Here is a 12862-nt window from a genome sequence, read left to right on the forward strand (position 1 = left end):
ATTTTATATTTACAATACTTTTAAAAAATTTGTATATATTATCTGAGCCCGCCGTTCATATTCCACCTTGTTTTTATAGGATTCCAGTATTATTTTAGAGCGCTCCCGGGATAACAGTTCGTTTTTTAGCCAGCCTTCTATCATCTGTGGTGTTGCTTCTATATGAAACTGAAACCCATATGCATTTTCTCCGTATTTAAAAGCCTGACTTACCTCTGTATCAGAAACCGAGAGTAAAGTACTTTTTTTAGGGAGTTCGAACATATCCTCATGCCACTGGAAGACATTAAATTTATGGGAAATATTTTTAAAGAAAGGATCCTCTTTTCCTTCTTTTGTCAGACTGATCTCATACCATCCAATTTCTTTTACAGGAGCCTTTTTTATCTTTGCTCCAAGCGCTTTTGCCAGAAGCTGGGCTCCGAAACAAATTCCGAGAAAAGGGATCTTTTCCCGGAGAATTTCCTTTATAAATATATTTTCTTCCTTAAGAAAATAATATTTATCTTCTTCGTAAACATTCATCGGACCGCCCATTATCACTACAGCTTTATATTCTTTGATATTTTCCGGAAAGGATTCTCCTTTTGCCAATTCGAGAATGACAGGAACAAAACCTCTTCCCTTAAAAAATGTTTCAAGCGTTCCGGCTCCCTCATTTTCAATATGTTTGACTATTAAGATCTTATTATACATATATTTATTCTCCGCATTTGTTTTTTTAATCTGCATATTGTCAGTAGAATTTCAAAATGACCGCTAATTCGAAATTGTTTTTACCGCTTCTTCGGCTGCCTCGGCTACTCCGGGGTCGGGATCTTTCATGCCTTCATATATTACAGACAGAAATAGTTTATCATTCAGGTTTTCAAAACCTTGCATTGCTGCTTCCCTCGTTAATGGATTCCAATCCTTAGCGGCCGTCAGCAGTATCGGAATAACTGCTTTTTCTTTGAGCTTTCCAAGCGCTCTAATCTCAACAGGGCGGAGATTGAATCTAAAATCCTGTTTATTAATTATTTTAAGTATATCTTTCGAAGTTTCCTTCATTATTTTATTGCCGTCTTTCACAGACACCTCATAGACTTTTTGTGCGGCATCCGCACCGGCTGCTCTCGCATAGGCAGTCAGCGCCGTAACTTTTATAAGACGATCCCGGTCGTTAATGCATTTTTCCAATATTTCCATAATTTTCGCTTTGTCACTCTTATAATAATTCATCAATAAATAACCAAGAGCCCTTATGGCCGTAAACTTTATCTCTTTCGAAGAAGTTTCTGTTAAGGCTAAAGCCACTTCTTTGGCTGCATCCGGATAAAACACATTTGAAACTGCTTGAATGGCTTTTCTTTTAATATCATCCTCCGGGTCTTTAACTGCCTCCAGAAGAGCAGGAAAAGTCTTAGGATCATTTAACCTCTCAAGAGCGCGGACAGCATACCATCTGACATTCTTTTCCGGATCTTTTAATTTTTCCGCTACTTTTAACGTTATTTTTTCCGTACCTATTCTCCCAAGAAGTTTTACCGTATTGCATCTTATATTTACATCCTTGCTGTCTAAATCTTTGACCAACACCGCAATATCATACGTCTTCTCTCCTAAATTGGCAAGTCCTACAGCTCCGCCGATTTTTGCTTCTATTTCACTATCACCAACCATCCATTTTAACGGATCTCTGGCCTCCATTACTTTCAGTTTTCCGAGAGATATTGCGGCATACATTCTGACAATTTTATTCTTATCGCGCAACGCTTTAAGCAAAGGCCTTGCCGCTTCCTTGCTCCCTTTTCCCGGCATACCCAGATTAAGAGCCGCCTCCGCCCTTACTGTTTCATCAGGGTCATTTAACAGGCCGATTACAGTTTGTATCTCCTCCTTTCCTTTAATTTCGATTAGAGTTTGAATAGCCTGTATTCTTAGAAGCCGGTCCTTATCTTTCGCGGCATCTAAGGCGCTTACCGGGGTAACAAACCTGCTAAATCCGGAAATCACGGTCATATTCCCTTTTGTAAGCTGGGTCTTTTCCGAGCGTCCCTTTACAGATACATTTCCCTCTATTACGCTGACAATAGTTTTAAATTTCATTGCCGAGACTATAAAACCGGTACCAAGCACCATTATCTCACCATTGTCCGTCTTTACGGTAAATTCCTGGCCCGGATACTTTCTAATGTCTGCTTTCATCTCTCCAAAAAGCGAACATGTTTTTTTACGCCGTCCAAAAGTATTTATTACAAACCTTGCACCCTTAGTAAGTTTTATCATACTTCCGTCATTCAACAAAAGTTCAAGGTCGGAACTTCCTGCATATACCGGTTCGCCCGTCTTTATCACAAACACCCGGCCTTCTTCAAATGCAATTTTATCTCCGGTTTCTTTTCCCTGTCCGACAATAACAGGAAGAGAAAAATAATAAACCGCCGTCAGGATTATTATTAATATAATAGCAATAAAACCGGCAAACGCCGGCTTAAAGAATGAAAAAAGGAAAGACTTGCTTTTTTTAGTTTTTTTATCTGTAAGCGCTGATATTACTTTTTCTTCAAAGTTTCCGTTTACCGGAGGGACTCTCCATTTTGAAAGGATTTCATTCATCTTCTCATATTCTCTGAAAAACCAGGAACAATCCGCGCATTCCTGCAGGTGCTTTTCCGTGTTTTCATACGCTTGTTTTGAAAGAGATTTTTCAAAATAGCTCTGAATATTTTCCCTTATTTTTTCACATTGTTTTTCCATGATCCTCTTTAAGATACGGCCAAAGCAAATCTTTTAGTTTTATTTTGGCCCGGTTCAATTTTGATTTTACAACAACAGAAGGTGTATTCATCAGACCTGCTATTTCTTCATAAGAAAACCTTTCATATTCTTTCAGGATAAAGAACATTCGCTGATCATCAGGAAGCGTTTCGATACATTTTTCTACTCTTTGCTTTAATTCTCCTGTAAGTTCTTCGCTCTCCGTACCGTCATCCAAATAAATATTTTCTTCCACAGGATCCAGCTGGAGCCGCTTAATCCTCAACTCATTAAAGCAATAATTTCTGACAACAGTAAAAACACATGCTGAGAACTCACCCCCCCCGTCCGTATCATACTTTTTCATAAAATCATAAAGACGTACAAATATTTCCTGTACATAGCCTTCAACTTCATTGGCATACTTCCCGCCTAAAAATCTATAAACAACTGAAAAAACAAAGCCCTGATAATGACGAATAACAAGGCGGTATGCTTCCATATCGTTTTTCTTGCATTTTATTAGTATTTCATTACTTATATTTTCCATTAATTATATAATACAATATTTTCTGTGTTAAGTAAACGACGTTGAAACTTTATTTTACATAATTGGTCAGTCAACAGAGGTAGGCGCAGGCTTTAGCCTGCGAAAAGTACAGGTAAATACGGATTTATGAAAATCGAAGAAAAGAAAGACGATAGCAACACGAAAAATAAGAAAGTACATTAAAGGGGACTGTACCGACCTTGGGGCTGTCCCCTATCTTTTCTTTTTTATTAATATTTTCATTACACTTCCCAAGATAAATTTAAAGTCGCTGTCCCGATTATTGGTATGGTAAGTGTTTCTTTTCCTTCATCCACGCTTTCTTCACGCTCTCTTATGCTCGTGAGGTAGCTTTGAGAAACTTGTTTTTTCAAGGCTTTTATGCCGTTTTCAATATCTTTGTTTTCTATCGCTCTGATCTCTTTTATAAACCTGCTATGTTTTAGTGCTTGGAAGGATGTTATTAATGACTTCGGCAAGTACTTTTTCCTGATCTGTTATGAACTTTATATTCATCTATTCTCCCCCCAAGAGCCGGAATATTTACTTGATTTTACCACAAAAGCTGTGCGTTTTACAGGTTAAAGCTAAACAAAACCTTTGTCTATCAAAGTAAAAAAATAATAAGAGCAGATTATTTATGATGCCTTACCGATAGTATAATTCTATTTATCCGTGTCATCTCTTTTAATTATCAGCGCCATCAGACCCTGAATTCCGGGTCTTTTTTTCATACATATATACGCATAATATATGGTAAAATATTTAGACTTATTTAAAATCTCTATTTTTCAACGGAGAAAGGCTTATGAAAGCTAAATTTCTGACCAGGGAGCAGTTTGAAAAGGAAGAATATCTTTTTCTTGCCCCTTATGCAATGAAAAGCGGGGATTCCAAAGGCAGGGAATATCCGGAACCGGAGCATAATTTACGCTCGGCTTTTCAAAGAGACAGGGACAGGATAGTTCATTGCAATGCTTTCCGCCGTCTGGAATATAAAACCCAGGTATTTGTTATCCATGAAGGGGATTACTACAGGACCCGTTTAACCCATACCATTGAAGTATCCCAGGTAGCACGTTCTCTTGCCAGGAATCTCAGATTAAATGAGGACCTGACGGAGGCAATTGCACTCGCGCACGATCTCGGGCATACGCCTTTTGGCCATTCCGGCGAAGAAGTATTAAACAGACTGATGAAAACTCACGGTAAATTTGAACACAACCAGCAAAGTTTAAGAATTGTAACAAAACTAGAAAAACGCTATCCGGATTTCCCCGGCCTAAACCTTACTTTTGAAGTAAGGGATGGCTTGGATAAACACAAATCAGATTATGATATTCCGGCAGCAAAAGGAACTACAACAACACTGGAGGCAGAGATAGTAAATCTTTCGGATGAGATCGCATATCATACACATGATCTTGATGACGGGATAAAATCCCAGTTAATAAACATTGAGGATCTGAGTAAAGTCAGGATTTGCAAGGAATTACTGGGGAAAATACAGACAAAAGAGGATGAGCTTAGAAGGTATGAACTGGTTAAACTGCTTATCAACTATTTTTGTAAAGATCTTATTACCCAGACCCTGGCAAACATAGAAAAATGCAATATTAACAGTATTGCCGACGTGGAAAGATCAAAGATCAAGGTCGTTTCTTTTTCCAAGGAAATGAATGAAAAAAAACGGGAGCTCAGGGATTTTCTTTATAAAAATCTATACAAGCATTACAGGGTCGTCAGAATGGAAGTAAAGCATCAGAACATTCTTGAACAACTGTTTGAAAAATACGATAAATTTTTTGAACATAATCCTGCAAAAGGAAAATACAGCATGCTGCCTCAGGAGATCAGAAACAGAGTGTCAAAAGATTCTGACAAATACAGGGTTATTTGCGACCACATTGCGAACATGACGGACAGATACGCACTGGATGAACATAAAAAGCTTTTTGACGCGTCGGAAAAAGTCTAGAAAAGCAAAATCACTAAGAATTAAGCACTAATCACTAAAAAGACATATAATATAGGTTCGATGATTTTGTTTAGAATTTAGAATTTTGATTTTAGTGATTGAATTTACATTTGTATCAATGTAATCTAATTCGTATAGGAGAACAAATGTTAACAGAAATAACATTAGAAACAACCGTTGAAGCCGGGGTAAGTGCCGGAATAATCGGAAAAATTATCGGTGTTTTGGCGGGATTTATAATCGGCACTATATCTACATTGGGTTATTCCGGAATCGTTTTAATGATGGCCATTGAGTCCGCCTGCATTCCCCTTCCCTCCGAGATAATAATGCCTTTTTCCGGATATCTGGCGGCAAAAGGGCAGTTTACACTCTTCTGGGTATCTTTCGCGGGAGCACTCGGTTGTCTGGTCGGCTCTATTCCTACATATCTTGTCGGTCTTTACGGCGGCAGACCTTTGCTTGAAAAGTACGGCAAATACGTACTTATTTCTCATCATGACATGAAGATCGCCGATAAATTCTTCGAAAAATACGGTGACCTGGCAACTTTCATCAGCAGATTACTTCCGGTAGTACGCACCTTTATCTCGCTTCCTTCCGGAATAGCCAAAACAAATTTCCCAAAATTCTGTCTGTATACTTTTCTCGGATCTTTTGTCTGGTGCTGGTTTCTGGCCTGGGTCGGTTTTAAAATGGGCGAGAACTGGGACACGCTCGGGGTATATTTCCACCGATTTGACGCCGTTATCGGAATAGTAATCCTTGCCGGAGCGATCTGGTATGTAAGAAGGCACTTGAAACAAAAATAGCAGAAAAGCTGAGGCTTAGAGGTTTAGATGGTTGGAGGCTTAGCAAAATCTCGAGGACAGAGGTCGGGTAAAGCAAATAATACCTCCTCTAAAGAAAACTTTACAAACTGGTTTTCATTTTATACCAGTGTAATAATTTAAAGGAAAACCTATGACAACAGTACGCTTTGCTCCTTCACCTACGGGGAATCTTCATATCGGGGGCGCCAGGACGGCGCTTTTTAATTATTTATTTGCCAAACATACAGGCGGGAAGTTTATTTTAAGGATTGAAGATACGGATCAGGAAAGATCCAAAAAAGAGTTTGAAATAAATATTCTTGAGTCAATGAATTGGCTGAGACTGGATCACGACGAATTATACCGGCAGTCGGAGCGCATGGATATTTACAAAGAGTACGCTAAAAGACTTGAGGATAACAACAGCACATATAAATGTTTTTGCACAAAAGACGAACTGGAACAGAAGAGAAAACTTTTCGAAAAACTGAAAAGACCCTACAAATACGACGGTACGTGCAGAAAACTATCAAAAGAAAAAGCTGAAGAATTCAAAAACGCCGGCAAGCCGTTCGTAGTCCGCTTTAAGATGCCCGAAGAGGGTGAAACGGTGATAAACGACCTTGTCAGGGGTAAAATAACTTTTAATAATAAAGAACTTGACGATATCATCCTTGAAAGAACCGACGGTGTGCCGACTTATAATTTCTGCGTGGTCGTAGACGACGCCTTAATGAAAGTAACGCACATCATTCGCGGTGAGGACCATATCTCCAACACTCCCCGCCAGATACAGCTCTATAAAGCGATGGGGTTTGAGCTTCCGGAGTTTGCCCATATACCTTTGATACTTGCCTCCGACAAGACCCGTCTTTCAAAAAGAGCGGGAGCCGCGGCAGTCACAGAGTATCAGGAGGAAGGTTATATTCCTGTTGCCGTGGTTAATTTTCTGGCGCTACTCGGGTGTTCCTACAGCGCAACGGAAGAAATATTCCCTTTAAGCGAACTTATCAAAAGATTTGAGATGAAACAGGTGAATAGAAGCCCTGCGATTTTTGATTTTACAAAACTGGATTTTTTGAACGGCTATTATATAAGGCAAAAAACTGAACCGGAGATAGCAGATTTAGTCCGGCCTTTTTTGTTAAAAGCAGGAATAACCCCGGAAGAAAATCTTCTCTTAAAGGTCGTCAAACTAGAGAAAGAACGCCTTAAAAAGCTTACGGACATTATTGATTCCAAATATTTCTTCACCGACGTTACGGAATATGACCCGGCGGCCTTTGAGAAACACTTTAAAGATCCGGCCAAGATAGAACTTTTTAAGAGATACCGCACCGAAGTCGCCGCTCTCTCCTTCACCGCCGCGGAACTGGAAGCTTTTACAAGGTCCTTTGCAGAGAAAAACGGTAAAAAACTCGGAGAACTGGTGCATCCAGTACGTCTGGCTTTAACAGGAAAACTTATCTCCCCCGGACTCTTTGAAGTAATGGAAGTGCTTGGGAAAGAGATTTGTTTGAAAAGATTTGACGTAATACTATCTAAAAATTAATATAAGCGGTTTACATCTACATTAAATTGTCAATCGTAAATCTAGACTGTGTCGCAATGTAGTTGATTCCCTCCTTAAAGATTGGCGGGCAAGCATCAGGCACGCTCGCCTTCGCCGGAACGGCCTAAATCGAGCAACTACAACCTATGAAATATCTTGTATCTCTTCGCTCCAACAAAAAAGCCCGGCTGGAATTAACCAACCGGGCTTGATTTTTTTAAGTTAGAGTTTTACTACTTTCGTAGCCTGCTCACCCTTGGGACCGTTTTCGATTTCGAATTCGACAGCCTGTCCTTCGCTTAAGGTCTTGAATCCGTCACCCTGGATCGCGGAATGATGTACGAATACATCTTTTCCTGATTCCGGAGTAATGAAACCATAGCCTTTCTGGTCGTTAAACCATTTCACTTTTCCTGTTGCCATTTTGTTGTATCACTTCCCTTTTTATTAGATTCTTGGAACAAAAAGCCCGACCGGCGTAAACCAACCGGGCTTTATTTTTTAGGTTAGAGTTTAACTACTTTAGTAGCTTGCTCACCCTTGGGGCCGTTTTCGATTTCGAATTCGACGTCCTGTCCTTCTCTCAAGGTCTTGAATCCTTCACCCTGGATTGCGGTATGATGTACGAATACATCTTTTCCCGATTCCGGAGTTATGAAGCCATAACCCTTCTGGTCGTTAAACCATTTTACTTTTCCCTTTGCCATTTCTTGTCTCACTTCCTTTTCCTTAAGATTTTACCAACAAAAAAACCGCCCGGAGAAGCATTTTCTCCTTGCGGTCGAAAACTGCTCTTGCTGGTACTGTTAGGTACATTTACAGTATACACTATAATTCCGGTTTTGACAAGCCCCCCTGCCTTATTTTGATCTAAAAGCTTATAATGAAACGTGTTTTTAGCCTTTAAAAACTACAATTAGTAGTGGTTTTGAAGATTTATTGTCAATATATAGTATTTTGATAATTCTTGCATTTTTGACGGTTTTTCAACAAAAAGGGCGCGATTTTCACCGCGCCCCGTAATTCTTTACTGAGAAATAGCAACCTATTTTTTTGCCGCTATGGCTTCTTTAATATTCTCCACAAAAGGCTTAAGTAACGTTGTAAACTCCATCGGGAAGATATATTTCGTTGACGGAGAAGCACCAAGTGCTTTTAGTGTATCGAGATACTGCAAACTCATTGTCTTTGCATCAATTGATTTCGCGGCGCCAAATATGCTCTCAAGCGCCTTCGCATAACCTTCAGCTTTCAGTATCTGCGACTGTCTTTCACCTTCGGCTCTAAGTATCGCTGACTGCTTTTCGCCCTCGGCAATCGTAACAGCGGCCTGTTTTGTACCGTCTGATTCGGTTACCACCGCTCTTCTGTGTCTTTCTGCCGCCATCTGCTTGGTCATTGCGGACTGAACTTCCGTCGGCGGAAGAATTTCACGGATTTCTACGGAGGTTACTTTCCCTCCCCATCTGCCGGTTACTTCATCTAATTTGGTTCTTAGAATGACATTTATCTGTTCTCTCTTGGAAAGTACTTCATCAAGTGCCATATCGCCGACAACAGCTCTTAAGGTTGTTGTTGCTATACCCTGCAAAGCTCCCGCGAAATTGCGTACCTGAATAACGGAAAGCGCCGGGTCAATAACCTTCCAGTAAATAAGAAAATCAACGGAAACAGGCGCATTATCCTTGGTAATGCAGGTCTGCTCAGGAATTTCAAGAAAGGATTCTCGAAGGTCCACCCAGACTATCTGATCCATTATCGGCCAGACAAAAGTAATCCCGGGACCAAGAACGCCGCCGGGAGCATGTTTTCCGAATCGGAATAAAACTAACCGTTGATACTCCCTTACGATCTTTATTGCATTGAACAACACCAATAGTACAAATATTATTGGCACAACTACAAAAACAAAAAACGTCCCCATGTGCTACCTCCTTAAATCTATTTTAATATATTTTCTCCACAATTATTTTTACTCCATCAACAGCCACAACTTTTACTTTTGCTCCAACTTCAATCGTGTCCTGATTCTTACTTCTTGCCGTATAATCCTCACGGCTGACATATACGATGCCTTCCGGTTTTAGAATCTTTGTTACCTTCCCTGTTTCTCCGAGCAAACTTTCAGCTCCGCTCACCGCTTTACTACGTAACGCCTTAATACCAAGTAACGCAAGAAAACAGACAAAAATAAAACATAGTACAGCAAGAACTATCGAGATTAAAGACATATTTTTCACCTCTTCTTATCGCTTTATATTAGATATTTTAACATATTTTTACGCAATATTTCCTGCTTTTATTTTATTTTCCTAAACCCTTTTTCCCTTAACAAGCACGAATCACACACCCCGCAAGGCTTTTTACCGCCGTTATAGCAAGACCAGGTTAACTCGTAAGGCACTTTAAGCTTAATCCCTAATTTAATTATCTCCGCTTTTGTCAGATTAATCAACGGCGTTTCTATCTTTAATTTATTTCCGGAGACACCGCTTTTAGTTCCGAGGTTCACTGCTTTTTCATAGGCCTTAATATAATTCGGACGGCAGTCAGGGTATCCGCTGTAATCCAATGCATTTGCTCCTATGAAAATCTTTTTAGCACCGATTGATTCGGCATAAGACGCGGCAAAACCTAAAAATATTGTATTTCTCGCCGGAACATAAGTAACGGGTATATCTTTTCCGATTTGCTTATTCTTCACCGGTACTTTAACCTTCCTATCCGTTAATGCGCTCTTAGACCATGGCAGCGCTATTTTAACTACGATGTAGATACATTTGTTCATTTTTGCCAGTTTTACAGCCGCTTTTAACTCTTTCTTGTGCCTTTGCCCGTAGTCGAAAAGGAGGCAAAAACATTTAAAGCCCTTTGCTTTTGCATAATACAGAGTTGTTGTGGAATCTAGCCCGCCTGACAGTAATATTACCGCTTTTTTATTCGCCATAAGATTTTATACTCTCCATTACTTTTAAGCTTTTTAATTTCAGCTCAAAGTTATATTCAAGAAAATGTTCCACTACTTTTTCTATCTCCATATGAGATTGATTATCTATGGTTATTTTAGAAAGTGTATCAAATGTTTTCCTGTGAAGAAAATCCATAAGTTTAAGCGTATTATTATACACTTCGACCGTTGAAACTCCGCTTGCGCACGTTTCGCAAACTACACCCCCGTGTTTGGGACTTACGGACATCCGTTTATTCTGTTTTAAATCAGAGCCGCAAGAGGTGCAGGAATCAAGCGCGATTCTGAAACCCACCTGGGTGAGGAACTTCACCATAAACATTGAAAATATCTTGTCTTCATGTTTTTGCGTATCCAATCTATGCAGAGTATGAATGAAAAGTTCATACAAAGAATGACTTTTTTCCCCGAACGGTACAAAAGTATTCACAAAATCAGAGACCGCAGAAGCATAAGTATATTTTTTTACGTCTTTGGAGATATTCTTAAAATGCGTGGCAATCTGACTTTGAGTTAACAGATAAAGATCCGCGTATGTTTGCTTATACAAAAACAATTTTGTCTCCGTAAAAAGTTCCACCGTAGAGCCAAACCGGCTCTTCATCTTCTTTGCACCCTTCGCCACCGCGTGGATCTTCCCGTATGCCTTGGTATAAATAGTAAGGTGTTTGTTCGCTTCGCCATAGCTTCTGACTTTAATGATTATGCCGGTAGTTTTATGATACGGATTCATTTTTTCCTTGGTGCAAACGTTTTCATCGTATATTTATACTTCGCTTATTTATTAGCAGTTACTTATTTGCTAGCAATGATTACGCATCCGCCAGTTATTTTAGGCGGATCTTTCGAAGAGATTACAAAGCTAGCTGATTCCGCTGATTTAGTAAAAGCGTGTTCACTTTATATATAGTATTATAGCAAAAAAACAGATTATAATGCTATTTTACAATGAAAGGCCGTTTCTTGCGGAAATTGGAGGTCGCAATTTTCTACCTCAAATTTGATTAATACGGCGGAAAGTACTATTCCGCTTTCACTAAATCGTCATTTGTCATTTGTAAATCGTAAATATCTTTACTAGTAGTACATCTTTAGTTTGCCTTTTATTACCAGTTTGCCACTATAGTCATTTGTTATACAACTCAATACTTTTCGAATTTATAGTTCGACTTACTTTAATATATTAGATATTGTCGTCCGCCGGTCTTTATGCCTGCCCGCCAGTTATTTTTGGAGGGGAGGATAGTGCTTAGTTATTTATCTTTGATGGGGTCTATCGGCTGCGGGCCGTCTTCCACCGGTTTACTTTCCGGTTTTACTTCGGGAAGCGGGGCAACAGGACTGATATCAAAGTTATAGCAGAGAGATATCACAACATAAGGCGAGAAAGTGGTAGGGAATCTGTAATAAAAATAATCTGTGTTTGCAAAGTCGTAGAACAGGTAGTTTTTATAGGGATAAACAGTGAGGCCAAGGCCGATATCCAGCCACCAACCCTTGGCAATCGTATTTCTAAGTCCCGCTGAAACACCGTTATGCACTTCCCCGATGAACCTCATCGTGTCGGAAAGTTTTGTTTCAATACTTGCAAAGACAAAATACGGAAAAGGATTTATGCCGATAGAAAGCTCTCCAAGATCAATATTTTTTGTCCAGACCGCGTAAGGGTAAAGTCCGAAAACAAAGGAAGCGCCGAGAGCCAGCCGTCCGCCTTCAAAATCTTTTAAAAGCTGGTATTTTATCCCGTGCGCTCCTATTTCCAGACTGTCAGCGATGGAGAGATCCAGATAGATAATGCCGGCGGATAAAGTATTTTTTGGAAGGACATTTGCAGTAGGAACTGACATAAGCCAGGTAGGCTCATTGTCTGAATATGCCATGCCAGAAAGTATAACAATCAGTATTAATATTTTTCTCATAGTTTAACCCCCTAAAACGATTCCTCCAAACTCGAAGCACAATCCTCCCCTCCAAAAATAACTGGCGGGCAGGCATAAAGACTGGCGGACGACCAGTTTCTATTAAATCAAGGTCAGTCGAATTCGAAACTCGAAACAAAACTAATAAAAAGAAAACAAAAGAAACACTAACCTCGGCTTCTCTTTTATTTATTTTTTTTCGAATTTGTTTAGTCCGCCAATTATTAGGGCGGATAGAATTTTGTACTTTTTAACGCCATCTATTATCCCATGCTTAACCCAAGTTCCGCTGAATTAGGCATATTTAGACTCATTTCCCTTATTTAAAGCCTTTTTTTATTAAA

Annotated in this window: 14 protein-coding genes; 3 read left to right on the forward strand and 11 right to left on the reverse strand. The window is 39.5% G+C overall.

All coding sequences use genetic code 11. From position 1 onward, the window contains the following. Positions 1 to 9: 9 nt before the first annotated feature. The 4 genes from A2536_10910 to A2536_10925 form a co-directional block, all read right to left on the reverse strand. Positions 10 to 696 (reverse strand): hypothetical protein, encoded by a 687-nt coding sequence (locus A2536_10910; GenBank protein OGF46408.1) that lies wholly within the window; start codon positions 694 to 696, stop codon positions 10 to 12. Positions 697 to 759: 63 nt separating this feature from the next. After that, on the reverse strand, positions 760 to 2739 hold the full coding sequence (locus A2536_10915) for a hypothetical protein (GenBank protein OGF46397.1): 1980 nt from the start codon (positions 2737 to 2739) through the stop codon (positions 760 to 762). Continuing rightward, positions 2723 to 3289, reverse strand: coding sequence for a hypothetical protein (locus A2536_10920; protein ID OGF46398.1), 567 nt, complete (start codon positions 3287 to 3289; stop codon positions 2723 to 2725). Before A2536_10920 ends, A2536_10915 begins: the two co-directional genes overlap by 17 nt. Before the next feature lie 242 nt (positions 3290 to 3531). Beyond that, complete coding sequence (locus A2536_10925; protein OGF46399.1) at positions 3532 to 3768, reverse strand: hypothetical protein; 237 nt, start codon at positions 3766 to 3768, stop codon at positions 3532 to 3534. Between the two features lie 329 nt (positions 3769 to 4097). Here A2536_10925 and A2536_10930 point away from each other — a divergent pair, with 329 nt between their 5' ends. The 3 genes from A2536_10930 to A2536_10940 all read left to right on the forward strand — a co-directional run bounded on the left by A2536_10930 (position 4098) and on the right by A2536_10940 (position 7631). Then, on the forward strand, positions 4098 to 5267 hold the full coding sequence (locus A2536_10930; GenBank protein OGF46400.1) for a deoxyguanosinetriphosphate triphosphohydrolase: 1170 nt from the start codon (positions 4098 to 4100) through the stop codon (positions 5265 to 5267). Positions 5268 to 5467: 200 nt separating this feature from the next. After that, positions 5468 to 6079 (forward strand): alkaline phosphatase, encoded by a 612-nt coding sequence (locus A2536_10935; GenBank protein OGF46409.1) that lies wholly within the window; start codon positions 5468 to 5470, stop codon positions 6077 to 6079. A gap of 151 nt (positions 6080 to 6230) precedes the next feature. Next, on the forward strand, positions 6231 to 7631 hold the full coding sequence (locus A2536_10940; GenBank protein ID OGF46401.1) for a glutamate--tRNA ligase: 1401 nt from the start codon (positions 6231 to 6233) through the stop codon (positions 7629 to 7631). A gap of 222 nt (positions 7632 to 7853) precedes the next feature. On the opposite strand, the gene A2536_10945 is transcribed toward A2536_10940, so the two are convergent. The 7 genes from A2536_10945 to A2536_10975 form a co-directional block, all read right to left on the reverse strand. Beyond that, the gene (locus A2536_10945) at positions 7854 to 8054 is read right to left on the reverse strand and encodes a cold-shock protein (protein OGF46402.1); all 201 of its coding nucleotides are present in this window, start codon (positions 8052 to 8054) and stop codon (positions 7854 to 7856) included. A gap of 83 nt (positions 8055 to 8137) precedes the next feature. Continuing rightward, positions 8138 to 8338 (reverse strand): cold-shock protein, encoded by a 201-nt coding sequence (locus A2536_10950; protein ID OGF46410.1) that lies wholly within the window; start codon positions 8336 to 8338, stop codon positions 8138 to 8140. A 338-nt stretch (positions 8339 to 8676) separates the two neighbouring features. Further along, a complete protein-coding gene (locus A2536_10955) occupies positions 8677 to 9555 on the reverse strand; it encodes a hypothetical protein (GenBank protein OGF46403.1) in 879 nt (292 codons plus the stop codon). Positions 9556 to 9577: 22 nt separating this feature from the next. Continuing rightward, the gene (locus tag A2536_10960) at positions 9578 to 9862 is read right to left on the reverse strand and encodes a hypothetical protein (protein OGF46404.1); all 285 of its coding nucleotides are present in this window, start codon (positions 9860 to 9862) and stop codon (positions 9578 to 9580) included. A 68-nt stretch (positions 9863 to 9930) separates the two neighbouring features. Continuing rightward, positions 9931 to 10578, reverse strand: coding sequence for a 7-cyano-7-deazaguanine synthase QueC (locus A2536_10965; protein ID OGF46405.1), 648 nt, complete (start codon positions 10576 to 10578; stop codon positions 9931 to 9933). Further along, complete coding sequence (locus A2536_10970) at positions 10568 to 11332, reverse strand: DNA repair protein RecO (GenBank protein OGF46406.1); 765 nt, start codon at positions 11330 to 11332, stop codon at positions 10568 to 10570. Before A2536_10970 ends, A2536_10965 begins: the two co-directional genes overlap by 11 nt. Before the next feature lie 520 nt (positions 11333 to 11852). After that, positions 11853 to 12518, reverse strand: coding sequence for a hypothetical protein (locus tag A2536_10975; protein ID OGF46407.1), 666 nt, complete (start codon positions 12516 to 12518; stop codon positions 11853 to 11855). Positions 12519 to 12862 lie beyond the last annotated feature (344 nt).

Source organism: Candidatus Firestonebacteria bacterium RIFOXYD2_FULL_39_29, assembly GCA_001778375.1.
Taxonomy (GTDB): domain Bacteria; phylum Oederibacteriota; class D2-FULL-39-29; order D2-FULL-39-29; family D2-FULL-39-29; genus D2-FULL-39-29.

What these genes read in the sequence shown, in the direction of transcription:
- A2536_10910 (OGF46408.1), bottom strand. Translation starts at nt 696, where the DNA reads ATGTATAATAAGATCTTAATAGTCAAACATATTGAAAATGAGGGAGCC.
- A2536_10915 (OGF46397.1), bottom strand. Translation starts at nt 2,739, where the DNA reads ATGGAAAAACAATGTGAAAAAATAAGGGAAAATATTCAGAGCTATTTT.
- A2536_10920 (OGF46398.1), bottom strand. Translation starts at nt 3,289, where the DNA reads ATGGAAAATATAAGTAATGAAATACTAATAAAATGCAAGAAAAACGAT.
- A2536_10930 (OGF46400.1), top strand. Translation starts at nt 4,098, where the DNA reads ATGAAAGCTAAATTTCTGACCAGGGAGCAGTTTGAAAAGGAAGAATAT.
- A2536_10940 (OGF46401.1), top strand. Translation starts at nt 6,231, where the DNA reads ATGACAACAGTACGCTTTGCTCCTTCACCTACGGGGAATCTTCATATC.
- A2536_10945 (OGF46402.1), bottom strand. Translation starts at nt 8,054, where the DNA reads ATGGCAACAGGAAAAGTGAAATGGTTTAACGACCAGAAAGGCTATGGT.
- A2536_10950 (OGF46410.1), bottom strand. Translation starts at nt 8,338, where the DNA reads ATGGCAAAGGGAAAAGTAAAATGGTTTAACGACCAGAAGGGTTATGGC.
- A2536_10955 (OGF46403.1), bottom strand. Translation starts at nt 9,555, where the DNA reads ATGGGGACGTTTTTTGTTTTTGTAGTTGTGCCAATAATATTTGTACTA.
- A2536_10960 (OGF46404.1), bottom strand. Translation starts at nt 9,862, where the DNA reads ATGTCTTTAATCTCGATAGTTCTTGCTGTACTATGTTTTATTTTTGTC.
- A2536_10965 (OGF46405.1), bottom strand. Translation starts at nt 10,578, where the DNA reads ATGGCGAATAAAAAAGCGGTAATATTACTGTCAGGCGGGCTAGATTCC.
- A2536_10970 (OGF46406.1), bottom strand. Translation starts at nt 11,332, where the DNA reads ATGAATCCGTATCATAAAACTACCGGCATAATCATTAAAGTCAGAAGC.
- A2536_10975 (OGF46407.1), bottom strand. Translation starts at nt 12,518, where the DNA reads ATGAGAAAAATATTAATACTGATTGTTATACTTTCTGGCATGGCATAT.